This window comes from Bacillota bacterium (genome assembly GCA_030705925.1).
Taxonomy (GTDB): domain Bacteria; phylum Bacillota; class Clostridia; order Oscillospirales; family Feifaniaceae; genus JAUZPM01.
In genome coordinates this window covers 13,842-39,676 of record JAUZPM010000018.1, presented here as the reverse complement: position 1 = coordinate 39,676, position 25,835 = coordinate 13,842, and the positions used below count along the sequence as shown (strand labels likewise).

Here is a 25,835-nt window from a genome sequence, read left to right as displayed (position 1 = left end):
TAATAAAAAATATTATAAATGATTAAAAATGGATATATTACCAGTATAAAATAAAACGTGTCCCATAAAATATATAACTACATAATTTGAAAACTGTAAAATATCAGAAAAAAGTAAATTATTATATCACCGTATACGCAAATAAGCAATAAAAAATCAAAAGAAATATAAGGTTTTTGTTGACAGTGACTTGACAATATGATAAAATGCTATACTGCATCATAATGCAAACGTCTGCTCTTTTTATGATTGCTACTTATATATATTTTACATATTGAAGTCATTTTTTCAAGATATTTTGACATATTTGCCGAGCCTCAAATAAAAAGGATGGAGTGATAAAGCCTATGACCAAAAAGACAAGCCTTGCTTCAAACGCTTCTGCGGTTTTAAACAATGCTGAAATGTCGGAAACAGAACGTATCGTTGGCGTTAAAAGAAAACAGCTTGGAACCAACATACGCCGTAGTTTCTCACGCATTGAAGAAGCACTCGAGATGCCGAATCTTATTGAAGTGCAGAAAAAATCGTATAAGTGGTTTGTAGAAGAGGGCATAAAAGAGGTGTTTCGCGATCTCTCTTCCATTACTGATTACTCTCAGAACCTTGTGCTGGAATTCATAGATTATAAACTTGAATCCAAATCAAAATACAGTGTAACGGAATGCAAGGAAAGAGACGCAACATATGCCGCTCCTCTCAAGGTCAGAGTCAGGCTTATAAACAAGGAAACCGGAGAGGTCAAAGACCAGGAGATCTTCATGGGCGATTTTCCTCTCATGACAGAAAGTGGTACTTTTGTTATAAATGGAGCTGAGCGTGTTGTTGTATCACAGCTCGTTCGTTCTCCGGGTATTTATTTCGATAAGAAGATAGACAAATCGGCTATTGAGCTTTATTCTGCAACTATTATCCCTAACCGTGGCGCATGGATCGAATATGAGAATGACACCAACGGCATTTTTTATGCCAGGATAGATAAGAACAGAAAAATTCCGGTTACAACGCTAATCCGTGCGCTGGGCGCCGGCAACGACGAGCAGATCAAAGCTATTTTCGGCGAAGACGAGCGTCTTTTAAATACGATAGATAAAGATACCGCTAAAAGCTACGAAGAGGGTCTTTTAGAGCTGTATCGTAAGATGCGTCCGGGTGAACCGCCCACAGTTGACAGTGCGACAACACTTATAAATAACCTGTTTTTTGATCCGCACAGATACGATTTATCCAAAGTCGGACGTTTTAAATACAATAAAAAGCTTGCTATCGGGATGCGTATATTAGGGCATGTGCTTGCCGAAGATGTCGTGAATCCGCTGACAGGTGAAATAATGGCCGAAAAGGGCGAGCAGATCGACCGTGAAAAGGCTGATGCGATCGAAAAAGCTGGTGTTGATACTGTATATCTCCTAGCACAAGGTAAAAAGGTAAAAGTATTTTCAAACGGAATGGTTGATATAAGAGATTTTATTTCTTTCGATGTCACCGAAACCGGAATTTTTGAAAAGGTCAAATTCAGGGTTCTTCGTGAGATACTTGAAAACAATAAAACAGAGGAAGACATCAAAAAAGCACTGTCTGAGCATGTAACGGATCTTATTCCGAACGTTATAACTATTGACGATATCTTCTCATCAATAAATTATTTTTCATGTCTTGCCTATGATATCGGTGAAACCGATGATATCGACCATCTTGGAAACCGTCGTATCCGCGCCGTAGGCGAACTGCTTCAAAACCAGTTCAGGATCGGCTTGTCAAGGATGGAACGTGTAATTCGTGAACGTATGACCATTCAGGATATTGACGTTGTTACTCCGCAGGCGCTTATTAACATCAAACCTGTTGTAGCGGCTATAAAAGAATTCTTCGGATCTTCACCATTATCCCAGTTCATGGATCAAACAAACCCGCTGGCTGAGCTTACACATAAGAGACGTTTGTCAGCACTTGGACCCGGCGGTCTGTCCCGTGACCGTGCAGGATTCGAAGTACGTGACGTTCACCATTCTCACTACGGCAGAATGTGCCCGATCGAGACGCCTGAAGGTCCTAACATCGGACTTATTTCATACCTATCAACATTTGCCCGTATAAATGATTACGGTTTCATAGAGGCTCCTTTCCGTAAGGTCGACAAAGATACTGGTAAGGTTACAGACATAATTGAGTACATGCCCGCGGATGTTGAGGATGCTTATACGATAGCTCAGGCAAGCGAACCGCTTGATGAAGAGGGACGCTTTGTTCATCAGCGTGTTGCCGCTCGTTATCGTGATGAGATCCTAGAAGTTGATAAATCAGTAATAGATTATGTCGACGTTTCACCGAAGATGATAGTTTCAGTTGCTACTGCTATGATCCCATTCCTTGAAAACGACGACGCAAACCGTGCTCTTATGGGCGCAAACATGCAGAGGCAGGCAGTTCCGCTTTTGCGCACAGAATCCCCAATAGTAGGTACCGGCATGGAATTCAAGGCTGCCTATGACTCGGGCGTTGCTGTGATTGCAAAAGAAGGCGGTATGGTTTACCGTTCTTCCGCTGATAAGATCGTTATTAAAACTGATAAAGGCGGGTTTGATGAATATCCGATCATAAAATTCCTGCGTTCCAACCAGGGGACCTGTATAAATCAGAGACCGATCGTTACCCTCGGACAGCGCGTGGAAAAAGGTGACGTCATAGCGGATGGCCCTTCCACCGATAACGGCGAAATCGCACTTGGCAAAAACGTTCTCATCGGGTTTATGACTTGGGAAGGTTATAACTACGAGGATGCAGTTCTTATAAATGAGCGTCTTGTACGTGATGACGTATATACATCAATCCATATTGAAGAATACGAAATAGAGGCACGCGATACGAAACTCGGACCTGAGGAAATCACAAGAGAGATTCCGGGACTGGGCGAAGATATGTTAAAAGATTTGGATGAACGCGGGATTATCCGCATTGGCGCTGAGGTTAGATCAGGGGATATCCTTGTCGGAAAGATCACTCCTAAAGGCGAAACCGAACAGACCAGTGAGGAAAAACTGCTTCGAGCAATATTCGGTGAAAAGTCGCGTGAGGTTAGAGATACATCACTTAAGGTCCCACATGGTGAAAGCGGCATCGTCGTTGATGTCAAGGTATTTACCCGTCAAAACGGCGATGAAATGGCTCCCGGTATCAATACGGTTGTCCGCTGCTACATTGCTCAGAAGAGAAAAATCTCTGTCGGAGATAAAATGGCTGGACGTCACGGAAACAAGGGTGTTATTTCGCGTATCCTGCCCTCTGAGGATATGCCTTTCCTTGAGGATGGCACGCCGCTTGATATAGTGCTGAATCCTCTCGGCGTTCCTTCGCGTATGAATATCGTTCAGGTTCTCGAGGTTCACCTTGGCATGGCTGCAAAACAGCTGGGCTGGAAGATTATGACCCCTGTATTTGACGGCGCAAATCAGGACGATATAGAAAAAAGTCTTGAGCTTGCCGGCCTTCGTAAAGACGGTAAGACAACGCTGTACGACGGGCGTACCGGACTTCCGTTTGACAACCCGGTAACTGTCGGATATATGTACTTCTTAAAACTTGCTCATCTGGTTGATGATAAGATACATGCCCGTTCAATTGGACCTTACTCCCTTGTTACTCAGCAGCCTCTGGGCGGAAAAGCTCAGTTTGGCGGTCAGCGTTTCGGAGAGATGGAGGTTTGGGCTCTTGAGGCGTATGGTTCTGCATATACCTTGCAGGAGATCCTTACTGTTAAGTCTGATGATGTCACAGGACGTTCGAAAACTTATGAAGCGATCGTAAAGGGTCAAAATGTTCCGAAGCCTGGCGTTCCGGAGTCATTTAAAGTCCTTATTAAGGAACTTCAATCACTTGGTCTTGATATGAAAGTCCTTGATGAAAATGACGAGGAAATAGAGCTTTCTGAAAATATGGATGATGAAGGCGACGATATGGGCCTTGCTAAAATTCCTCCGGATATGATGGAAGATTTGCCGGGCGAAGATACTGCTGAGGATGATGTTGAGGAAGATCTCACTGAAGACGAAGACGAAATAGACAGTGAAGTAGATGATATTTTTGATGAGTTCGAGGATACGGCTGAAGAACAAGAAGAATCCAATGACGACGACTTCATATTTTAATTAAGGGGGAAAGCTGTTAATGGAATTTAATACGTTTAATAGTATAAAAATCGGCATTGCTTCACCCGATGAAATAAGAAAATGGTCAAGAGGCGAAGTTAAAAAGCCTGAAACCATAAACTATAGAACCTTGAAGCCGGAGCGCGACGGTCTGTTCTGTGAGCGTATTTTCGGGCCTCAGAAAGACTGGGAGTGCCACTGCGGTAAATATAAGAGAATTCGCTATAAGGGCAAGGTATGTGAACGCTGCGGCGTTGAGATCACACGTTCAAAGGTTCGCCGTGAGAGAATGGGGCATATTGAACTTGCTGCTCCAGTATCGCATATCTGGTACTTCAAAGGTATTCCATCCCGTATGGGACTGATCCTTGATATATCGCCCCGCCACCTTGAAAAAGTTCTATATTATGTTTCATATATTGTTCTTGATCCGGGAGACACTGTTCTAACAAAGAAACAGATACTCTCCGAAAAAGAATACTGGGACATGAAGGAAAAATACGAAGATTCATTTAAGGCAGGAATGGGTGCGGAGGCTATAAAGACACTTCTTTCCGAGCTTGATCTCGAAAAAATGTCTGTAGAGCTTAAGGAAGAGCTTGAAACAGCAACAGGTCAAAAGCGTGCAAAACTTATAAAAAGACTTGAGGTTGTTGAGGCATTTCGTCAGTCCGGCAACAAACCGGAATGGATGATTCTCGACGTTGTTCCTGTTATCCCGCCTGAGATCCGTCCTATGGTTCAGCTGGACGGCGGACGTTTTGCAACGAGTGACTTAAATGATCTGTACCGCCGTGTAATAAACCGTAATAACCGTTTGAAAAGGCTTATGGAGCTGTCTGCTCCTGATATAATCATACGCAACGAAAAAAGAATGCTTCAGGAAGCTGTCGACGCACTGATTGACAACGGCAGACGCGGCAGACCTGTAACAGGACCTAACAACCGTCCGCTTAAATCCTTATCAGACATGTTAAAAGGTAAACAGGGACGTTTCAGACAGAACTTACTTGGTAAACGTGTCGACTACTCCGGACGTTCGGTTATTGTCGTCGGACCTGATCTTAAGATATACCAGTGCGGTCTTCCAAAAGAAATGGCTCTTGAGCTTTTCAAACCATTTGTTATGAAGAAACTTTGCGAAGACGGCATTGCGAATAATATTAAAGGCGCCAAAAAGATGGTTGAGCGTTCTTATAATGAGGTTTGGGACGCACTTGAATTCGTTATCAAAGACCATCCCGTTCTTTTGAACCGTGCGCCAACGCTTCACAGACTTGGAATTCAGGCATTTGAGCCGATACTGGTAGAAGGCAGAGCGTTGAAACTTCACCCTCTTGTTTGTACAGCTTACAATGCGGACTTCGACGGAGACCAGATGGCTGTCCATGTTCCGCTTTCCTCAGAGGCTCAGGCAGAGGCGAGATACCTTATGCTTTCAGCTAACAACTTATTAAAGCCTCAGGATGGCCGCCCTGTTACAGTTCCTTCACAGGATATGGTGCTTGGTTCTTACTATCTGACTCTTAAGAAAGAGGGCGAAAAGGGCGAAGGCAAGGCGTTCAGCTCAGTGGATGAGGCTCTGCTTGCATATGACAACAGAGAGGTATCACTTCATGCTGCTATCAAAGTGCGAATTACGAAAGAAGTAAATGGAGAGATACATTCTAAACTTATTGATACAACTATTGGCCTTCTGATATTTAATGAACCTATTCCGCAGGATCTTGGTTATGTCGATAGAAGCGATCCTAATAATGAGTTTGTTCCTGAAATAAGCTTTACATGCGGTAAGAAACAACTTGGCGCAATAATCGACAGATGCATCAAAAAGCACGGTCCGGCAGCGACAGCTGAGATCCTTGATAATATAAAAGACCTTGGCTTTAAATTTTCAACACGCGGTGCCTTCACTATTTCTTTCTCTGACATGGAAGTGCCAAAAGAGAAATGGGAACTTATAGGTAAGGCAGAACAGGAAGTTGAGAGGATAACAAAACAGTTCCGGCGCGGTATTTTGACCGACCATGAACGTTATGATAAAGTGGTTGCAATATGGACTAAGACGACTGAAGATGTTACGCTGGCTCTGCGAAAAAGTTTCTCACGCTACAATCCAATTTATATGATGGCTGATTCCGGAGCACGTGGTAGTTTTAATCAGATCAGACAGCTTGCAGGAATGCGCGGACTGATGGCGAACACCTCCGGTAACGCGATCGAAATTCCTATCAGATCCAACTTCCGTGAAGGCCTCACAGTTCTTGAATATTTCATATCTTCCAGAGGCGCGAGAAAAGGTCTTGCTGATACCGCGCTTAGAACAGCTGACTCAGGTTATCTGACCAGGCGTCTTGTCGACGTTGCGCAGGATGTTATCATAAGACAGGACGACTGTGGAACACATGAGGGCATAATCGTTTCCGACATAAAAGAAGGAAATGAAATAATTGAGCCGCTGTTTGACCGACTTGTTGGCAGGTATGTTGCAGAACCTGTAGTTCATCCGGAAACAGGCGAAGTAATCGTAGATACAGATACTCTTATTAGTGATGATATGGCTAAACGTATTGTCGATGCCGGAATAACGTCTGTTAAAATCAGAACACTGCTGACATGCCGCGCACGTTATGGAGTTTGCTCGAAATGCTATGGCTCCAACCTTGCAACAGGAGAAAAGGTCAGCGTGGGAGAAGCAGTCGGTATCATTGCCGCTCAATCAATTGGCGAGCCTGGTACACAGCTTACGATGAGAACATTCCACACCGGCGGCGTTGCTGGAGACGATATCACGCAGGGCCTTCCACGTGTTGAGGAACTGTTTGAAGCAAGAAGACCTAAAAAGGAAGCTATCATCAGCGAGGTCGAAGGCGTCGTATCTATTACAGAAGAGAAGAAAATCAAGCATGTCATTATTGATACGGAGATCGACACTACTGCACCTCAGGGTATGTCTAATGTTCCTCCGGTTGATGATTATCTCGGAAATATCCTTGCCCGCGATGTAGTCGATTCTAAGAAAAACAAAGTTTTATATAAAAAAGATTCAGTTATCAATAAAAAAATGCTTCTTGAAATGCGTACAGGCGGCATAAAGCAGATTACTATAGCTGCCGATGTTCCTCAGGAGGCAACGAGAAGAGATTATGCTATTCCTTACGGGCTCGACATTCGTGTTGCAGATGGTCAGCATGTTAAAGTCGGCACAAAACTTACTGAGGGCGCTCCGAGCCCCCATAGAATTATGGATGTCCTTGGCGCGGCAGCTGTTCAGAACTATCTTATTCAGGAAGTTCAGCGTGTGTACAGACTGCAGGGCGTTGATATCAACGACAGGCATATAGAAGTTATCGTCCGTCAGATGATGAAGAAAGTCAGAATAGAGGACGGCGGAGACACGCCGCTGCTTATGAGCAGTATGATTAACCGCTATGAGATGGATGAAGAAAACAAGAAGATAGAAGACAGAGTATCCGATGAAGTGGAACTTCGCCCGGCGACTGGGATACCGGTTCTGCAGGGTATTACAAAAGCTTCCCTTGAAACAGACTCGTTCTTGTCGGCGGCTTCATTCCAGGAGACAACTCGTGTATTGACTGACGCTGCTACAAAAGGCAAGGTTGATCCTCTGCTTGGACTTAAAGAAAACGTTATTATCGGTAAGCTTGTTCCCGCGGGAACAGGTATGGGAATTTACCGCGATGTTGAAATTACTGAGACAGGTACTAAAATAAATGGTGTTGACAGCGCCCAGTAATTTTTGGTATAATATTATGCGTGTGTTTGCACCCCTTTCATGTAAAGGGGTGCAAAACTCGGTTTTATTAAAATTGTTAAATGAATGAATCGGCGCGTCGCTTGTTTAGCGGCGGCAGCAAATTTTGTCATATTGAGGTGCATGGAGTTTAATTATGATTGACACACTTTTGTCCAAACCACATGTTGTGGGCATCAAGCAGGTCAAAAAAGTGCTTCGTGAAAACCGTGCCGAGGTTATTATAACAGCAGCGGATGCTGCGCCAACCGTTTTGATGCCTGCTGTAAACTTAGCTAAAGAAAAAGGTATTCCACTTGTTGAGGTTGAAACCATGAAAAAGCTCGGCGCTGCATGTAAAATAGACGTTGGAGCGGCAGTTGTTGCAATTATAAAAGAATAATTATCCTATTCGCGCAAAAACTACACATGTTCCGCTATTTTAAGGTAACCCTTATTTTAGCGTGTGCATATATTATTATTTTTGAAAGGAGGAGATTTGCCGCATGATGACATTCAATCAGCTGGTCAAAAACGGAAGAGAGACTTCGTTTAAAAAGTCAACCGCACCGGCTCTTCAGAGAGGATTTAACACCTTAAAGAAGAAAGCAACAGACCAGTCGTCACCGCAAAAGAGAGGCGTGTGCACGGCCGTTAAGACCATGACACCTAAAAAGCCTAACTCAGCGCTCAGAAAGATGGCAAGAGTTCGTCTGTCCAACGGGACAGAGGTTTCAGCTTACATCCCTGGCGTAGGTCATAACCTGCAGGAGCATAGTGTTGTTCTGATCAGAGGCGGAAGAGTTAAAGACCTTCCTGGTGTTCGTTACCACATCATCAGAGGAACACTTGATGCGCAGGGTGTTGACAAGAGAAGACAGGGCCGCTCTAAATACGGCGCTAAACGTCCCAAAGCTGGGGCTGCGAAGTAATTTTCGCAAAATTGATGCGTAAATATTTACGCAAAGCATTCGTTGCTTTGTCCGTGATTTAACATATATACCGAACTTTAAGTAGGATTCTTTAAATCTCGGCAGGGCTGACGGGGGCAATAAGCTTTCGAGTACCTATTATATCAATTATTATGAAGGAGGGAAGAACGTGCCGAGAAGAGGTTCAGTTCCCGTAAGAGATGTGCTGCCAGACCCATTGTACGGCAGTAAGGTGGTTACTCGCCTTATCAATAACGTTATGTATGACGGCAAGAAGGGCGTAGCACAGAAAATAGTGTACGGTGCATTTGATATAATTAAAGAAAAAACAGGTAAAGATCCATTAGAAGTTTTCGAGGCGGCTATGGAAAACATCATGCCGGTTCTTGAAGTTAAAGCAAGACGTGTCGGCGGTGCTACTTATCAGGTTCCTATAGAGGTAAGACCTGCTAGAAGACAGACACTGGGGCTTCGCTGGCTAACAGTTTACTCGCGCGCAAGAGGAGAAAAGACAATGAGGGAAAGACTTGCAAACGAGCTGCTCGATGCTATTAACAACACCGGCGGATCTGTAAAGAAGAAAGACGATACCCATAAGATGGCAGAAGCTAATAAGGCTTTCGCACATTACAGATGGTAAATTATTTGAAGGAGATATACAATGGCGAGAGAATTCCCGCTTGAACTCACAAGGAATATTGGCATAATGGCACACATTGATGCCGGAAAAACTACCACCACTGAGCGTATTCTGTTCTATACAGGTAAAACTCATAAAATTGGTGAAGTTCATGAGGGTGCCGCTACAATGGACTGGATGGAACAGGAGCAGGAGAGAGGTATTACAATTACTTCTGCTGCTACCACCTGCCAGTGGAATGGCCACCGCATCAATATAATCGACACGCCTGGACACGTTGACTTTACAGTTGAAGTTGAACGTTCACTTCGTGTTCTGGACGGATCGGTAACTGTATTTTGCGCCAAGGGCGGGGTTGAACCGCAGTCAGAGACCGTGTGGAGACAAGCAGATAAATATCATGTGCCGAGGATGGCATATGTAAACAAAATGGACATTATGGGCGCGGACTTTTATCGTGTTGTAAGCATGATGAAAGATAGGCTTAAAGCTAACGCTGTTCCCATTCAGCTTCCTATCGGATCTGAAGAATCATTCAAAGGAATCGTTGATCTTCTAGAGATGAAGTCATATATCTATTACAATGACCTTGGAACAGATATTCGTGTTGAAGATATCCCTGAAGATATGGCTGAACGTGCGAAAGAATACAGAGAGGCAATGCTTGATGCTGTTGCCAGCACCGATGATGAATTAGCGATGAAGTTTCTTGAGGGTGAGGAGATCACCGTCGATGAAATCAAAAAAGCACTTAGAAAAGCGACAATTGCTAATGAAATAGTACCTGTTGTGTGCGGTACTTCTTATAAAAATAAAGGCGTTCAGAAACTTATGGATGCAGTTGTTGATTTTATGCCCTCTCCGCTTGATATTCCTCATATCAAAGGCGTTAATCCTGAGACAGGGGAAGAGGAAGAGAGACCGACTGATGATAACGCTCCTTTCGCAGCTCTTGCATTCAAGATCGCGACAGACCCGTTTGTTGGTAAACTGTGCTTTTTCCGTGTTTATTCCGGAACAGTTAACAAGGGCGCAGGCGTTTTGAATTCAGTTAAGGACGATAAAGAGCGTTTCGGCAGAATTCTGCAGATGCATGCGAACCACAGGCAGGATATTGAAACGGTTTACTCCGGCGATATCGCTGCAGCTGTCGGTTTGAAGAATACAACTACCGGTGATACTCTGTGTGACGAAAAATATCCGATCATACTTGAGTCTATGGAGTTTCCAGAGCCGGTTATCCGTGTCGCAATTGAGCCAAAGACCAAAGCAGGTCAGGAGAAAATGGGCATAGCCCTTTCTAAGCTTGCTGAAGAAGATCCGACTTTCAGAACCTATACTGATGAGGAAACCGGTCAAACGATAATCGCCGGAATGGGCGAGCTTCACCTTGAAATCATCGTTGACAGAATGCTTCGTGAATTCAAAGTTGAAGCTAACGTTGGTAAACCTCAGGTTGCCTACAAGGAAACAGTCAGAAAGTCTGCGAATGTTGACGTTAAATACGCCAGACAGTCCGGCGGTAAAGGTCAGTATGGTCACGTTAAAATCATTCTTGAGCCGAACGAAAGCGGCAAGGGATATGAATTTATTAACAAGGTCGTCGGCGGTGCTATCCCGAAGGAATATATCCCGGCTGTTGATGCAGGTATTCAGGGTGCAATGCTTTCAGGTGTTCTCGCCGGATATCCGGTTGTTGACTGTAAAGTGACCCTTTATGATGGTTCTTACCACGAGGTCGACTCTTCCGAAATGGCATTTAAGATCGCCGGTTCAATGGCTTTCAAAGAGGCTATGAGAAAAGCTGATCCTGTTTTGACAGAGCCGATAATGAAGGTTGACGTTACTGTTCCTGAGGAGTATATGGGCGACGTTATGGGTGATTTGAACTCACGCCGTGGTCAGATTCAGGGCATGATCGCAAGACCAGGTTTCCAGCAGATCGACTCATTTGTTCCACTGTCAGAGATGTTCGGTTATGCGACAGACCTTCGTTCTAAGACTCAGGGACGCGGCTCATATTCAATGGAGCCATCACATTATACCGAGATTCCGAAGAGTATTGCTGAAGCGATTATAAGCGGTCGTAAAAAGGCTGAATAATAAGCAAAAAAGCACTTGAATTTTGGTAAAAAAAATTATATTATATTTTCACGATTTATAAATTTCTCATAAGAAAAGAGGAGGAAAAAAGGTAATGGCAAAGGCTAAATTTGAAAGAAATAAACCCCACGTCAATATTGGCACGATTGGTCACGTTGACCATGGTAAAACTACTCTTACTGCGGCTATTACAAAGGTTCTTGCATTCCAGGGCAAGGCAAAGTTCGAAGCATATGATATGATCGACAAGGCGCCGGAAGAAAGAGAAAGAGGCATAACAATCAATACAGCTCACGTTGAGTATGAAACTGATAAAAGACACTATGCACACGTTGACTGCCCAGGACATGCTGACTATGTTAAGAACATGATCACCGGCGCAGCTCAGATGGACGGTGCTATACTAGTTGTTTCCGCAGCTGACGGCCCAATGCCTCAGACCCGTGAGCACATCCTGCTTGCCCGTCAGGTTGGCGTGCCGAACATTGTTGTTTTCTTAAATAAGGTTGACCAGGTTGACGATCCTGAGCTTCTTGATCTCGTTGAGATGGAAGTTCGCGAACTTCTTTCAGCTTATGATTTCCCTGGCGATGATACACCTATAATCAAAGGTTCCGCTCTTACAGCACTTGAGAGCACATCTACCGATCCGAGTGCTCCTGAATATGCTCCTATCCTTGAGCTTATGGATGCTGTTGATGATTATATCCCAACACCTGAAAGAAATGACAACCTGCCTTTCTTAATGCCTGTTGAGGACGTATTCACAATTACTGGTCGTGGCACTGTTGCTACCGGCAGAGTTGAGAGAGGCGTTCTTAAGATGGCAGAGGAAGTTGAAATCGTTGGTTTGATGGACGCTCCGAAGAAGACGGTTGTTACCGGTATCGAAATGTTCAGAAAACTGCTTGATTTCGCTGAAGCCGGTGATAACATCGGTGCTCTGCTTCGTGGTATTCAGAGAAACGAGATCGAAAGAGGACAGGTTCTTGCTAAACCAGGTAGCATTAAACCTCATACAAAATTTAAAGGTCAGGTTATCGTTCTTACTAAAGAAGAGGGCGGCAGACATACACCTTTCTTTAATAACTACAGACCTCAGTTCTATTTCAGAACTACAGACGTTACCGGCGTAGTTAATCTACCTGAAGGCGTTGAGATGTGCATGCCTGGCGATAACGTTACAATGGATGTAGAACTGATCACTCCTATCGCTATTGAAAAGGGTCTGCGGTTCGCTATCCGTGAGGGTGGCAGAACTGTTGGATCCGGCGTTGTTACTGAGATCGAAGTCTAATTAACAGCTTTTAATAAAAAAAGAGAGCATTTGCTCTCTTTTTTTATTACTGATTAAGAATATTAATATCTAAATTAAATAAATTAATTTAGATATTAATATTTTTAATATAATGTATTGACATATTTAATATTATGAATATAATAATTAACAGAGGTGATAATTATAGAGAAGTATATTGCGCCGTCAACATGCCCTGTGTGCGGCGGTGAATATGAAATAACAAGACTTACGTGTAAAAAATGCAACAGCGAGCTTACTGGCAAGTTTGAGGGATGCGAGTTTTGCGATCTTTCCCCAAATGAGAAACAGTTTCTGCTGACATTTATCAAATGCAGAGGAAATATTAAGGAAGTTGAGAAGGAACTGAATATATCATATCCGACTGTCAGAAATCGCTTGGATGCTATAATTTCTAGACTGGGACTGGAAGGAATCAAGCCTGATACGTCACAGGAAAGAAAAGAGGTTCTGGAAAAACTAGAAAAGGGCGAAATAACTGCAGACGAAGCGGCCGAACTTATTAAAGCAATAATTAAATAAAGGAGAGATTAGCATGACAGAAGATACAATGCAAATTCTAAAAATGATCGAAGAAGGAAAGATTACTGCAGAAGAAGGGAAAAAGCTTATTGAAGCCTTAGGAAACGACGTCGGCACTGAAGCAATTGCCAAAGCTGCATCACCAAAGAAAAAAAAGAATATGCTGCGGGTAGTTGTTGATTCAAAAGATGAACATGGCGAGAAAACTAAAGTTCGCGTTAATCTGCCCCTTGATGCGGCAAGAAAGCTTGCAGGACTCACGACTCTTATCCCGAAAAGCGCAAGAAATGAAATGGCAGAGAACGGAATAGATATAGATTCTATCGACCTTCCGGGTCTTATTGATATGTTTTTAAGCGGAGAGATGGATGAAAATCTTGTCGATATCGAATCGGGCGATTCTGGAAAAGGAGCAAATGTAAAAGTTTATGTCGACTAGATACTGTCACTTTTATTTTTATATGTCGATCAAAAGGTTTTACATTAATATCAATTTGCCTAAGTGGGTATTTGCAGAATTTTTCGATGACCTTGATGATTTTGTAAGATTAATGTCAATGTTCAACAGTCATATATCAAAGTTAAAATGTACGCCGTTTTTAGATTTCTTTTATGCCTTTAATAATTCTGAGAAATATGATATATTAGATCTCGAATCAAATGAAAAAATAAAGATAAAGGTTGGTTTTAGATAATGTTCTCTAAGCTGTTTTACAGATTTTTTACATATTCAGCTGTTATTTTAGTGTTTTCTGCTATTTTTAGTGGTGTAAAAGGCGGGGTTCCTTCACTGTTATTTCTTGCCTTGATTTTAGCAGTTATAAATACATTTCTAAGACCTCTTTTTTCGCTGCTTGCGCTGCCGTTTAACCTGGTCACTTTTGGAATAGCTGGAGTTTTTGTTAATATGATCACTCTTGTTATTGCAGATGGCATTTCCGGCGGGGCCAGGATACATGGATTTCTCCTCAAAATATTTTTATCAATCGCTATCATACTTGCAGACGGATTTGTTAGAAATGTTCGAAAACATAATAAATAAATGCCTTTCAAGAAGGCGGGCAAAAAAACAGGCGTTCAGCTGTTGCATACAGCTGAACGCCTGTTTTTATATAAAAGAGAATACCCCCAGATGGGGTGATAATTATTAAGTTTTTTCTTGTTTATTTTTTGATCGGTGAAGCGGTGTCCATAACTTAAAGTATCCAGAATCCTGAAGCCTGCATAGTATAATCACAAATATAGGTGCGATAAACATGCCTAGAACGCCAAAGATCTTTAAGCCGACATAAATACAAATTAGTGTTACAAGGGGAGGAAGACCGATCTGATTTCCAACGATTTTCGGCTCAATTGCCTGACGGACCGCAGTTACAAACCCGTAAATTAGCAGCAGTGAAATTGCAAGACCGTAATGACCGTTTATAAGACTGATGACCGCCCAGGGTACTAATACAGTGCCAACCCCAAGTATTGGCAAAATATCAACAATTGCGATAATAAATGCCAGTGTTATTGCATATTCAATGCCGATAATCAAAAATCCAACCGAAAGCTCGCAGAATGTAACGACAATTATAATCAAGTAAGCTCTGAACATACGGAATATAGTCAAGACTAAATGCTCACGCGCTTCAAATATAATTCCGCGTACCTTTTCGGGGATCTGCATATAAATAAATGCCTTAATGTATGAATACTCGGAGCTTATAAGGATAGACGAAACGATGGTAGCTAAAATAAAAATAAATACATTAGGAAGGGATATTGCAAAATCTTTTATTCCGCCACCAAGCATCAAAACAAATTTATATACAACGTCCGGCAGAGATGAAAGTGAGGAGTTGATTGCAGAGGTCAGCATGTCCGCAATATTATCAGGCAAAAGGTTTGAAAAGTTACTAAACTTCTCCAAAAGTCTGTCAATGATGCTGAGCAGATTCTGTGAAATTGACGGAAGGTCATGGACAAGGTTGTTAAGCTCGAAAGCTATTCGCTGAACTAACTGACCTATTAAAAAAGCCACAAGGGCAAAAAAACCCAATACAAGCAGGCCGCTTGATAACCCCTTTGGTATATGTGCTCGCCTGTTTAGCATACGTACAAGAGGAGAAATTATCGCAGCAACTGCAAACCCGATTATAAACGGAAGTATCCAAGCAAGCGCGTATTTGAATACTAAATACACAATGCCCGCAACAAGTGCAAGGTAGATGACGTCTATAATAAATTTAAGTTTCTTGTCGCTGTAAGAATGCTGCATACACACCTCCTAATCTGTATAGTTTATCGTTTAAACTTCATACTAAATTTATTACTGTCTATTTAATATTATTATGTTTTAGTGCAATATGCAATATTTATCAATATATTGTTAAAATTATTTAATAATTTAAACACTTGACCGAGCTGTAGTTAATATGATATATTATCTAATACGAGTACAAATGTTTACCGATGGGGGACTTTTTGTGAGCCGTGATAAGGGAACATATTATCTCATAGAAGCATCCGTTTTACCGCCTGTTTATATGAAAGTCATTGAGGTCAAGGAACTGCTTGCAAAAGGCGGTGCCAGAACTATAAACGAGGCTGCCGAAAAAGTTGGCATTTCCCGGAGCGCATTTTATAAATATAAGGACTTTGTTTTCCCATTCTTTGAAAAGACTAAGGATAAGGTAATAACGCTTACCGCAATTCTTAGAAATGAAACTGGTGCCTTATCCAGAATGCTTTCTTTTTTCGCGACAAACGGCTGCAATATTTTAACGATTAACCAAAGCATCCCGTCTAACGGCGTTGCGCCGGTATCCATATCATTTGAAACGGGAAAAATGAATATCAGTATAGATGAAATGCTGAAAATGCTAAGAGCTGTTACAGGAGTGCTGGAAGCGTCCGTAGTTGGAAGCGAATAATGAAGGGAGAACTTAGATATGATTCAGATCGCAGTTTTAGGGCATGGTATTGTTGGTTCCGGCGTGCTTGAAGTTATAATGAAAAATAAAGATAGTATAGGCGTGAAGGCGGGAGAAGGAATTAATGTCAAGTATATACTCGACTTAAAAGAATTTCCGGGACTTCCGTACTCAGACAGGTTTATCAAGGATTATAACGTAATATTAAACGATCCGGAAATTTCTATTGTCGTTGAAGTAATGGGAGGTATCCACCCGGCATATGATTTTACAAAGGCGGCATTGGAAAAGGGCAAAAGCGTTGTAACTTCCAACAAAGAAGTGGTTGCGGAAAAGGGTGGAGAACTGCTTGCAATTGCCAAGAAAAACAACTTAAACTATCTTTTTGAGGCAAGCGTCGGCGGCGGGATTCCAATAATAAGACCGATGAGCCAATGCCTTGCTGCAAATCGTCTTTCGAAAATCAGCGGGATTTTAAATGGTACGACTAATTATATATTAACACAAATGATAAAAAATAATAAAACGTTTGATAACGCTTTGACTGAAGCTCAGGAAAAGGGTTATGCTGAGCGCAATCCTTCAGCTGATATTGAAGGAAAAGATGCGTGCCGTAAGATTTGCATTTTGTCATCACTCGCTTTTGGCAAGCATATTTACCCTGATTTTGTACACACGGAGGGTATTACTTCCATAAAGCTTGCGGATGTCAAAATCGCTGAGGACGCCGGAGCTGTCGTAAAACTTATTGGATGTGTTGAAAAACTTAAAAACGAGAAGCTTTCGGTTATAGTTGCTCCTTTTGTTGTTGACAGTGAAAACCCTCTTTCAAATGTTGAAGATGTTTTCAACGGAATACTAGTTGAGGGTGATGCTACAGGTGACGTTATGTTTTACGGAAAAGGCGCCGGAAAACTTCCTACTGCAAGTGCAGTCGTTGCTGACGTTATTGACTGCGTAAAGCATATACACGCAAGAAAATATCTTTCATGGGAGGAAACAACTAGAGATCAGGCGCCGGAACTTGTAGAGGATTACAGAAATTATATATTTTCATTTATGGTTAGGGTTAAGGCTGAAGATATAAAGCCTGTTAAAAAGCTTTGTGAAGAAATATTCCCGCAGATGCGAGCAATAAATTCACATGATTTTGGCGACGATACTTTTGCATTTTTTACAAACGAGATGAAACAATCCGATTTTGATACTCTCTTTGAGAAGGTAAAAAATTATAAAGGCGTGAAAGAGAGTTCTACTTTAAGAGTGCTGTAATACAGCAAAATGGAGGAATGATGATTAAGGTTCGGGTGCCGGCAACCAGTGCAAATTTCGGACCGGGTTTTGACAGTATAGGTTTAGCGCTTTCTTTATATAACACTGTTGAAATGGAAGAATGGGACAGTGTATTGATTGAATCAGACGATGAAATTAAAATAACCTCTGAAAATGAAAATCTCGTTGTTCAGACGATGAAAGATTTTTATAAGGTTGCCGGAAAGAAATTCACTGGCATCCATATTATACAAAAAAGTGATATTCCTATGACGAGAGGACTTGGAAGTAGTTCGGCATGTGTAATAGCAGGTCTTTATGGCGCTAACGCGCTGCTCGGCTCACCAATGACCGAACTGGAGCTTATCGACCATGCAGTAGAAATAGAAGGACATCCAGATAATGTTGTTCCGGCTGCAGTCGGCGGATTTACTGTCTCAACGGTTGACGAAGGCAAAACTCATTTTATAAAAACAGAAATCGGGGATGAGATAAATTTTGCAGTTTTTGTCCCGGATTTTGAAATGAAAACTTCATTTGCTCGAAAGATCTTGCCGTCAAGTGTTTCACTCGAAGATACTATCTTTAATCTTTCCCATGCTGCGCTTGCGGCGTCGGCTTTTATTAAAAAAGATTATAGCCTGCTGAAATACGCTGTTTCTGACAAACTGCATGAACCTTATCGTCTTCCACTGATACACGGAGCAGATGATATCATATCAATGGCAAAAGATCTCGGCGCATATGCAACCTATCTAAGCGGAGCCGGCTCTTCCATTATATCCGTTGTTTCGTCCAACGATACGCGCTTTGAACAGAAAGCGTCTGCTTTTTTGAAAAACAGCGAGTCGCTTTTTAATGTTGCTATGTTAAGACCTGATAATCAGGGAGCAGCGATTTTGTAAAATCGTCGTTAAAAAACTTTGTAATAAATTCGGCAGGCCGCCCGCCGTGAGGTGCGGCACCGCGTCACAAGAAAAGGGGATTTTTTGAACAATTGTGGGTTGCGGAAACTGGAGCAAAATATGAGTCTTATCGTACAAAAATTCGGCGGTTCGTCTGTTGCCAACGCGGAGAGGATAATGAACGTTGCGAGTATAGTAACAGAAACGTATGACGCCGGAAACAATGTGATTGTTGTCGTCTCTGCTCAGGGCGATACGACTGACGACCTCATTGCAAAGGCAAATGAAATCAACCCTGATGCCTCTCGCAGAGAGATGGATGTACTGCTTTCAACAGGAGAACAGATTTCTATTTCTCTTCTTGCAATGGCAATTGAAAAGCTGGGCTATCCGGTTACATCTCTTACAGGATGGCAGATCGGAATGAAAACCGATTCAACATACAGCAACGCTCGTATTAAACAATGTGATACTGAGCGCATGAAAGCTGAATTAGATAATAAACATATAGTTATTGCGGCTGGTTTTCAGGGAATAAACAAATATGATGATATAACAACTCTCGGACGTGGAGGCTCAGATACCACTGCTGTAGCTATTGCGGCAGTTATGCACGCGGATCTTTGCCAAATATACACCGATGTAGACGGAGTTTATACGGCAGATCCGAGAAAGGTTCCCACAGCTGTAAAAATGGATGAGATCACGTTTGATGAAATGCTTGAACTTGCTTCTCTAGGGGCACAGGTGCTTCATAACAGATCAGTTGAAATGGCAAAGAAATACGGCGTTAATCTTGAGGTTGTATCAAGTTTAAAACGAGTACCAGGCACAAAAGTCAAGGAGGTTGTCAGTATGGAAAAAATGTTAGTAAGAGGCGTTGCAAAGGACGAAGATGTTATTCGCGTATCGGTGCTCGGTGTAAAGGATGAACCGGGTATTGCGTTCAGACTGTTTTCTGCACTTTCTAAGAAAAAGGTCAATGTTGATATTATTATCCAGTCACTTGGTTCTGACGGTAAGAATGACATAAGCTTTACAATAAGCAAAAATCATTTGAAGGATACATTAAGTGTTCTTGATGATTTAAAAGGCTCGATTCAGGCAAGAGAGTTCAAATATGATGAAAATGTAGCGAAAGTATCCATTGTGGGAGCGGGAATGGTCAACAATCCCGGAATAGCTGCGATGATGTTTGAGGCTCTGTATGATGCAGGAATTAATATTCAGATGATTGCGACAAGCGAAATCAAGGTCTCTGTTTTGATAGAAGCTGGGGATGCGGACGCTGCAGTCAGAGCTATACATGATAAGTTTATAAAGTAAGGATTTTACAAAGAATTTAATATATGTCACCGGCACATAATATTATTGTGTGCCGGTGTTTTTTTATGTAATCCCTAAATAAAGCAAATATCATTATCATTTGGAAAACTAACACTATATATAGTATATAGTACATATGTTCTCACACTTTTATAAAAAAAGTTATGTAATCTAATAATAAATGTGTAAAAACCGCTTGAAAAGTTGATTAAGGTTCATTAAAATAACTTTATGTGGTGAAAAGTGAAATAAAGTGGTACTAAGTGGAGACAACTAAGCAAAAAGGGGTGTGGGTAATGCTGCTTGGCCAATATCAACATAATATTGACACAAAGGGCAGACTCATAATCCCGGGAAAATTCCGTGAAGACTTAGGAGAAAGCTTTATTGTTACGCGGGGCGTTGACAACAGCCTTTTCGTATATCCAATGAAAGAGTGGCTGCTTCTTGACGAAAAGATTAGAGCATTGCCTCTTTCCACCGGCAGAGATTTGCAGCGTTTCTTCTTTTCAAACGCTGAAGAGGTTTCACCAGACGCACAGGGACGCATTCTTATCCCCGTTACACTCAGAAAATATGCCCACTTAAACCGCGAAGTTGTCGTAATCGGGGCGTCTTCAAGGGTGGAGATATGGGACAAGACAACATGGGATAAAAATGCGGACAACCTTACAAGCGAGGCAATCCTTGATGCAATGACAGAGCTTGGATTTTAACCATTTGAAAAGGAGCGGTGGGGAAATGGAACTTATTCATAAACCCGTACTGCTTGACGAGTGTATAGAAGGTCTTTCGATCAACCCTAGTGGAATTTATGTCGATGGTACTCTAGGCGGTGGAGGGCATTCAAAAGAAATAGCAAAAAGGCTGACGACTGGCAGACTTATTGGAATCGATCAGGATGAATACGCGCTGATGCGAGCTGGAGAGAATCTTAAGGATTTCGGCGACAGCGTAACTTATATTAAAAATAATTTTTCAAACATCAAAAATGTCCTTGAAGACCTTGAAATTGGTACTGTAGACGGAGTTTTACTTGATCTAGGAGTATCATCTTTTCAGCTCGATGATGCGTCACGGGGCTTTTCATACAGATTTGACGCTCCACTCGATATGAGGATGTCCAAGGACAATTTAACAACAGCACGTAATGTAGTTAACACATATAGTGAAAGTGAACTTGCCCGTATCCTATTTGAATATGGGGAAGAACGTTATGCCCGAAGAATAGCTGAAGCTATTGTAGCAAAAAGAATGGACAAGCCTATTGAAACCACACTTGAACTTGTGGATATTATAAAGTCAGCAATGCCTGCCGCCGCGAAACGCGAGCAGGGGCATCCCGCAAAACGTTCATTTCAGGCAATCAGAATAGAAGTCAACAGTGAGCTATCCATCCTCCCTAAAACAGTTGATGACATTGTGAGCATTTTAAAGCCTGGAGGAAGAGCAGCCATTATTACTTTTCATTCTTTGGAGGACAGACTTATAAAAAATGCTTTTGCTTTACATGCAAAGGGTTGTACCTGTCCGCCTGATTTCCCTGTTTGTGTCTGTGGGAAAAAACCGAAAGTTAAAATTATTACGAAAAAACCGTTAACAGCGAATGCTGAAGAACTTTCATATAATCCTCGCAGCTCTAGTGCGAAGCTTCGTATTATTGAGAAAATATAGGGGGAAAAGATATGTACAGCGCTGACAATACCGCATATGATTTGTCACTATTTGACGAGCGGATGAAAAGTAAATCAACAGCTCGCCATAACAATGTCCTTCGTATGGCTACTATTCGTAAAGCACGGATACAAAGGCGAAGCGCTGCTCTCAATATTACAGTTGTAACGATAATTGCTGTATTTCTTTCGTTGCAGATATTCAGTTTTACAGAACTTAATGAAGTTTCAAACGACCTTAACAAAGTAAAAAAACAATATGAAGATGTTCAGAACGACGGGAAACGGCTTTCACTGGATGCTGAAAAAAAGATCGATCTTGCCAACATAGAAAACATTGCCGAAAATCAATACTTTATGCAGAAAGCTGAAAATTACCAGATAGAATACATAAGCCTTTTAGGGAAAGATCATTCTGTTGTATCTGATAACAAAGACGTTGTCGCAAAGCTAAAGAACATGGCAGGCGGACTGTATAGAAGACTTGACGCTATGTTTGAATATTTAAGGTAACAATAAAATATAATTTATAGACAACAAGTGAGAGTAAGGAATAAAATAATTCTTCACTCTCATTTTTACCATTTTAGATAGGGAAACGGATGAGGGTGAAAAGGTGAACCAAAGTTTAACTAAATCCATGAAAAAACGTATGCGGATTGTAATGCTTGCATTTCTTATCGTATGTGTTCCCGCTATTATTTATAGACTGGTTGTTGTACAAATGGTAGATCATGAATTTTACCAAGATAAAGCTATCGACCAGCAGACTCGCGACTCAGTTGTAAGCCCCAAAAGGGGCAAGATTTACGACAGAAATATGAAAACTCTTGCCGCAAGCGCATCGGTTGAAACCGTATACATAAGTCCTAATGCAATTAAAGACGATAAAGAGGCTCAGCTCATCTCGGATAATTTATCTCAGATCCTTGGTGTAGACCGTGACACGATTTATAAAAAAACACAGGCTAAAAATTATTACGAAGTAATAAAGAAAAAGGTTGAACAGGATGAATCAGACAAGGTAAGGACATTTATAAAAGATAACAAGCTTACTGCAAGTGTTGCTCTTATCGAGGATTCAAAACGTTATTATCCTTATGGCAATTTTGCGTCACATGTGATTGGCTTTACTAATGTTGACGGAGTGGGCATCGAAGGCGTTGAGGCGTATTATGAGGATTATTTAAAGGGCGTTCCGGGCAGAATAATAACGGCAAAAAATGCTAAAGGGACAGAAATGCCCTATAAGTATGAAACCTATATAGATCCACAAAACGGCAAAAATTTAGTGCTGACAATAGATGAGGTTTTACAGCATTTTCTTGAAAAACATTTGGAGCAGGCGGTTGTTGATTACAATATTCAGAATCGTGCGGCCGGTATAATTATGAATGTCAAAACCGGAGAGATTCTTGCCATGGCTGTCAAGCCGGATTTTGATCTGAATAATCCGCGTGAAATAACAGATGAAAATGTTAAAGCAGAGCTTGCAAAACTCAGCGGTGACGAAAAGAATGCAAAACAGCAGGAAGAATGGCAGAAAATGTGGCGTAATAAGATCATCTCTGATACTTATGAGCCAGGCTCAGTATTTAAACTGTTCACGTCATCAATGGCTATAGAAGAAAACCTCGTTCATGAGAATGATCAGTTTTTCTGCCCAGGTTATAAAATCGTAAGCGGAGTTCGTATCGGCTGCTGGAAAGCCGGAGGGCATGGTTCCGAAAATTTCTTAAAGGGACTTCAAAATTCATGCAATCCGGTCTTCATGGAAGTTGGCGAACGTGTAGGACCTGAGCGCTTTTACAAGTATGTAACAGCATTTGGCTTCAGAGAAAAAACAGGGATAGACCTATACGGTGAGGCTAACGGAATATTCCATTCTATGAACAATCTGAAAAATCCCGTTTCACTCGCGGTATCAGCTTTCGGGCAGACATTTAAGGTTACGCCGATTCAAATGATAACTGGTATTTGCGCCGTCGCCAACGGGGGATATCTCGTGACTCCGCATGTCGCTAAGGAAGTTGTTGACGATAACGGAAATGTGATAAATTCATTTGATACTAATGTCCGCCGCCAAGTCATATCTTCGGAGACTTCAAAGATGATTTCCAGCTATATGGAGACTGTCGTTTCACAGGGTACAGGTAAAAATGCCTATGTTGCGGGTTACAGGATAGGCGGTAAGACTGCAACAAGTGAAAAAATCGATGAAAAAAATGCCCAAGGTGTTGCAGATAAAAGAATCGCGTCATTTGCCTGCATAGCTCCTTCTGATGATCCTCAGATCGCTATGCTGATCATGTTCGATGAACCGAACGTTCCTAACCCTTCGGGCGGCGTTATAGCTGCACCTGTCGTTAGAAAAATCATGAGCGACGTTCTTCCTTATCTTCAGGTAACTCCAAAATATACTGAGGCAGAGCTTCAGAAAATGGAAATAGACGTTAAAGACCTTACAGGAAAAACTATAACGGAAGCTCAAAAGATCGCAAGAGAAGAAGGGCACAAGCTGAAAATCGAAGGCGGCGGCAGTTCAATCGTTTCACAGGTGCCGCGTCCAGGAGCAAAACTTGCCAGCGGCGGTCAGATCATTGTATACACCGATAGCGGTTCGACTTCGCACATGATAGAAGTTCCAAATGTTAAGGGCATGTCCCCGGATAAAGCAGCCGCATCGCTTCAACAATACGGACTCAATATAAAGATGGTAGGTGCGGACAACGACAGCTCTGCGACAGCCGTAAGCCAGCAGCCCGCGTGTAAGAGTAAGGTTGAAGCCGGAAGTGTTGTAACAATTGAGTTCAATTCAAATGACATAATAAATGATACAGGAAAAGTAATGAACGGGGAGGGGTAAATTTGAAGCTCAAAGAACTGTTAAATGGAGTGGAGATAATATCAAACAAAGCCGATTTAGAGGCAGAAATCAGTATGGTCGAATACGACAGCAGAAAGGTTAAATCGGGTTGCCTTTTCGTAGCACTGCGCGGTACTGGTATAGATGGACACAAATTTATAGACAGTGCATTCTCTGCAGGTTCAGTATGCGCGCTTATTGACGAGCCTGAGTACATGAAGGAAAACTGCATACTTGTATCTGACAGCAGAAAGGCACTTTCAGCTATTGCTGCAAATTTCTATCATAATCCAGCATCTAAATTTAAAATAATAGGCGTCACCGGGACAAACGGAAAAACAACTACTACAACACTAATTAAACAGATTTTGGAGTTTACCGGGCTTAAAGTGGGGCTGATTGGAACAATCCATAATATGATTGGAAAGCGCATTATTGAAACAAAGTATACGACGCCTGAACCACTTGAACTTCAGCGGCTGTTTGCCCAGATGGCTGAAGAAAAAATGGATTACGTCGTTATGGAGGTTTCGTCTCATTCACTTGCACAGGACAGAGTTTCCGGGCTGAATTTCGAAGCTGCCGTTTTTACAAACCTTACTCAGGATCACCTTGATTTCCATAAAACTATGGAAAACTATCTCCTGGCTAAATCAAAACTCTTTACAATGAGCAAGATCGGCGTAATAAACGCTGATGATGAAGCAGCTACGAAGCTGATGTCGCTTTCAACAACAAAAAATTACACCTATTCGGCATACAGTGATAAATCGGATGTTGTTGCTAAAAATATTCATTATAAACCAGACGGTATAGAATTCGAATTAATTACCGACGGACAAATAGGTCATGCAAAGCTTGACATACCGGGCAAGTTTACAGTATACAATGCCCTTGCTGCAATAACTGCATGTCTTTGCCTTGGAATCGATATGAAAGCGATTCTTTCTGCACTTGCTACGGTCAAAGGCGTTAAGGGAAGAATTGAGGTTGTGGACACAGGCACTGACTATACAGTTCTTATTGATTATGCACACACGCCTGACGGACTGTTTAATATTCTGAGCGCTATCAGGGGATTTGCTCGCGGACGTGTCGTAACGCTTTTTGGATGCGGCGGAGACAGAGACCGCACAAAACGTCCGATAATGGGTAAAATTGCATTCGATATGTCCGATTTTTGCATAGTCACCTCAGATAATCCGCGCACAGAAGATCCCAGCGGAATCATCAAAGATATTTTAGAAGGAGTAAAAGACAGTAAAACGCCGTATGTTGTTATTGAAAACCGTAAGGAGGCAATTGAATACGCATTGCGACATGCTCGTCGTGATGATACAATACTTCTTGCAGGCAAAGGGCATGAAACTTATCAGATATTAAAGGATAGACGTATTCATTTCGATGAACGGGAAATAATACATGATATTTTATCTGATATTTCAAACGCTGAATAACAAC

The 25,835-nt window shown here is 41.8% G+C and carries 20 protein-coding genes; 18 read left to right on the top strand and 2 right to left on the bottom strand.

Annotated features, from left to right (window positions below):
• Positions 1–404 precede the first annotated feature (404 nt).
• The 9 genes from rpoB to Q8865_04370 all read left to right on the top strand — a co-directional run bounded on the left by rpoB (position 405) and on the right by Q8865_04370 (position 13,853).
• Complete coding sequence (gene rpoB, locus Q8865_04410; protein ID MDP4152674.1) at positions 405–4,145, top strand: DNA-directed RNA polymerase subunit beta; 3,741 nt, start codon at positions 405–407, stop codon at positions 4,143–4,145.
• A 19-nt stretch (positions 4,146–4,164) separates the two neighbouring features.
• Positions 4,165–7,902, top strand: a complete 3,738-nt coding sequence (gene rpoC, locus Q8865_04405) for a DNA-directed RNA polymerase subunit beta' (protein ID MDP4152673.1) — start codon at positions 4,165–4,167, stop codon at positions 7,900–7,902.
• A 154-nt stretch (positions 7,903–8,056) separates the two neighbouring features.
• The gene (locus Q8865_04400) at positions 8,057–8,302 is read left to right on the top strand and encodes a ribosomal L7Ae/L30e/S12e/Gadd45 family protein (protein ID MDP4152672.1); all 246 of its coding nucleotides are present in this window, start codon (positions 8,057–8,059) and stop codon (positions 8,300–8,302) included.
• Positions 8,303–8,405: 103 nt separating this feature from the next.
• Positions 8,406–8,831 carry a 30S ribosomal protein S12 gene (rpsL, locus tag Q8865_04395; GenBank protein ID MDP4152671.1) on the top strand — a complete coding sequence of 142 codons (426 nt, stop codon included), beginning with the start codon at positions 8,406–8,408 and terminating at the stop codon, positions 8,829–8,831.
• 169 nt (positions 8,832–9,000) lie between these two features.
• The gene (gene rpsG, locus Q8865_04390; protein ID MDP4152670.1) at positions 9,001–9,471 is read left to right on the top strand and encodes a 30S ribosomal protein S7; all 471 of its coding nucleotides are present in this window, start codon (positions 9,001–9,003) and stop codon (positions 9,469–9,471) included.
• A 21-nt stretch (positions 9,472–9,492) separates the two neighbouring features.
• Complete coding sequence (fusA, locus tag Q8865_04385) at positions 9,493–11,574, top strand: elongation factor G (GenBank protein ID MDP4152669.1); 2,082 nt, start codon at positions 9,493–9,495, stop codon at positions 11,572–11,574.
• Between the two features lie 94 nt (positions 11,575–11,668).
• Positions 11,669–12,871 carry an elongation factor Tu gene (gene tuf, locus Q8865_04380; protein MDP4152668.1) on the top strand — a complete coding sequence of 401 codons (1,203 nt, stop codon included), beginning with the start codon at positions 11,669–11,671 and terminating at the stop codon, positions 12,869–12,871.
• Between the two features lie 159 nt (positions 12,872–13,030).
• On the top strand, positions 13,031–13,414 hold the full coding sequence (locus tag Q8865_04375; protein MDP4152667.1) for a DUF2089 domain-containing protein: 384 nt from the start codon (positions 13,031–13,033) through the stop codon (positions 13,412–13,414).
• A gap of 13 nt (positions 13,415–13,427) precedes the next feature.
• Positions 13,428–13,853, top strand: coding sequence for a hypothetical protein (locus Q8865_04370; protein MDP4152666.1), 426 nt, complete (start codon positions 13,428–13,430; stop codon positions 13,851–13,853).
• Positions 13,854–14,125: 272 nt separating this feature from the next.
• Here Q8865_04370 and Q8865_04365 read toward each other — a convergent pair whose 3' ends face one another.
• Both Q8865_04365 and ytvI read right to left on the bottom strand, forming a co-directional pair.
• Entirely contained in the window at positions 14,126–14,410 is a 285-nt protein-coding gene (locus tag Q8865_04365) for a hypothetical protein (GenBank protein MDP4152665.1), read from the bottom strand.
• Positions 14,411–14,561: 151 nt separating this feature from the next.
• Positions 14,562–15,677: a sporulation integral membrane protein YtvI gene (gene ytvI / locus Q8865_04360; protein ID MDP4152664.1), complete on the bottom strand. Its 1,116-nt coding sequence runs from the start codon at positions 15,675–15,677 to the stop codon at positions 14,562–14,564.
• Between the two features lie 208 nt (positions 15,678–15,885).
• On the opposite strand from ytvI, the gene Q8865_04355 reads away from it, so the two are divergent.
• From Q8865_04355 to Q8865_04315, 9 genes are all read left to right on the top strand, one after another.
• Positions 15,886–16,332, top strand: coding sequence for an ACT domain-containing protein (locus Q8865_04355; protein MDP4152663.1), 447 nt, complete (start codon positions 15,886–15,888; stop codon positions 16,330–16,332).
• Between the two features lie 18 nt (positions 16,333–16,350).
• Complete coding sequence (locus tag Q8865_04350; GenBank protein MDP4152662.1) at positions 16,351–17,604, top strand: homoserine dehydrogenase; 1,254 nt, start codon at positions 16,351–16,353, stop codon at positions 17,602–17,604.
• A gap of 20 nt (positions 17,605–17,624) precedes the next feature.
• Complete coding sequence (gene thrB / locus Q8865_04345) at positions 17,625–18,509, top strand: homoserine kinase (GenBank protein ID MDP4152661.1); 885 nt, start codon at positions 17,625–17,627, stop codon at positions 18,507–18,509.
• A 120-nt stretch (positions 18,510–18,629) separates the two neighbouring features.
• Positions 18,630–19,835 carry an aspartate kinase gene (locus Q8865_04340; protein ID MDP4152660.1) on the top strand — a complete coding sequence of 402 codons (1,206 nt, stop codon included), beginning with the start codon at positions 18,630–18,632 and terminating at the stop codon, positions 19,833–19,835.
• Positions 19,836–20,131: 296 nt separating this feature from the next.
• Positions 20,132–20,551 (top strand): division/cell wall cluster transcriptional repressor MraZ, encoded by a 420-nt coding sequence (mraZ, locus tag Q8865_04335; protein ID MDP4152659.1) that lies wholly within the window; start codon positions 20,132–20,134, stop codon positions 20,549–20,551.
• Positions 20,552–20,576: 25 nt separating this feature from the next.
• Entirely contained in the window at positions 20,577–21,509 is a 933-nt protein-coding gene (gene rsmH / locus Q8865_04330) for a 16S rRNA (cytosine(1402)-N(4))-methyltransferase RsmH (GenBank protein MDP4152658.1), read from the top strand.
• Positions 21,510–21,520: 11 nt separating this feature from the next.
• The gene (locus Q8865_04325; protein ID MDP4152657.1) at positions 21,521–22,021 is read left to right on the top strand and encodes a hypothetical protein; all 501 of its coding nucleotides are present in this window, start codon (positions 21,521–21,523) and stop codon (positions 22,019–22,021) included.
• Positions 22,022–22,148: 127 nt separating this feature from the next.
• Positions 22,149–24,374, top strand: coding sequence for a penicillin-binding transpeptidase domain-containing protein (locus tag Q8865_04320; GenBank protein ID MDP4152656.1), 2,226 nt, complete (start codon positions 22,149–22,151; stop codon positions 24,372–24,374).
• A gap of 2 nt (positions 24,375–24,376) precedes the next feature.
• Positions 24,377–25,831, top strand: coding sequence for a UDP-N-acetylmuramoyl-L-alanyl-D-glutamate--2,6-diaminopimelate ligase (locus tag Q8865_04315; GenBank protein MDP4152655.1), 1,455 nt, complete (start codon positions 24,377–24,379; stop codon positions 25,829–25,831).
• Positions 25,832–25,835: the final 4 nt, after the last annotated feature.

Coding starts and splice junctions, on each gene's coding strand:
- fusA (MDP4152669.1), top strand. CDS start 9,493: ATGGCGAGAGAATTCCCGCTTGAACTCACAAGGAATATTGGCATAATG.
- Q8865_04340 (MDP4152660.1), top strand. CDS start 18,630: ATGAGTCTTATCGTACAAAAATTCGGCGGTTCGTCTGTTGCCAACGCG.
- Q8865_04400 (MDP4152672.1), top strand. CDS start 8,057: ATGATTGACACACTTTTGTCCAAACCACATGTTGTGGGCATCAAGCAG.
- rsmH (MDP4152658.1), top strand. CDS start 20,577: ATGGAACTTATTCATAAACCCGTACTGCTTGACGAGTGTATAGAAGGT.
- rpsL (MDP4152671.1), top strand. CDS start 8,406: ATGATGACATTCAATCAGCTGGTCAAAAACGGAAGAGAGACTTCGTTT.
- Q8865_04370 (MDP4152666.1), top strand. CDS start 13,428: ATGACAGAAGATACAATGCAAATTCTAAAAATGATCGAAGAAGGAAAG.
- Q8865_04365 (MDP4152665.1), bottom strand. CDS start 14,410: ATGATAGCGATTGATAAAAATATTTTGAGGAGAAATCCATGTATCCTG.
- Q8865_04325 (MDP4152657.1), top strand. CDS start 21,521: ATGTACAGCGCTGACAATACCGCATATGATTTGTCACTATTTGACGAG.
- ytvI (MDP4152664.1), bottom strand. CDS start 15,677: ATGCAGCATTCTTACAGCGACAAGAAACTTAAATTTATTATAGACGTC.
- tuf (MDP4152668.1), top strand. CDS start 11,669: ATGGCAAAGGCTAAATTTGAAAGAAATAAACCCCACGTCAATATTGGC.
- rpoC (MDP4152673.1), top strand. CDS start 4,165: ATGGAATTTAATACGTTTAATAGTATAAAAATCGGCATTGCTTCACCC.
- thrB (MDP4152661.1), top strand. CDS start 17,625: ATGATTAAGGTTCGGGTGCCGGCAACCAGTGCAAATTTCGGACCGGGT.
- mraZ (MDP4152659.1), top strand. CDS start 20,132: ATGCTGCTTGGCCAATATCAACATAATATTGACACAAAGGGCAGACTC.
- Q8865_04350 (MDP4152662.1), top strand. CDS start 16,351: ATGATTCAGATCGCAGTTTTAGGGCATGGTATTGTTGGTTCCGGCGTG.
- Q8865_04320 (MDP4152656.1), top strand. CDS start 22,149: ATGAAAAAACGTATGCGGATTGTAATGCTTGCATTTCTTATCGTATGT.
- rpoB (MDP4152674.1), top strand. CDS start 405: ATGTCGGAAACAGAACGTATCGTTGGCGTTAAAAGAAAACAGCTTGGA.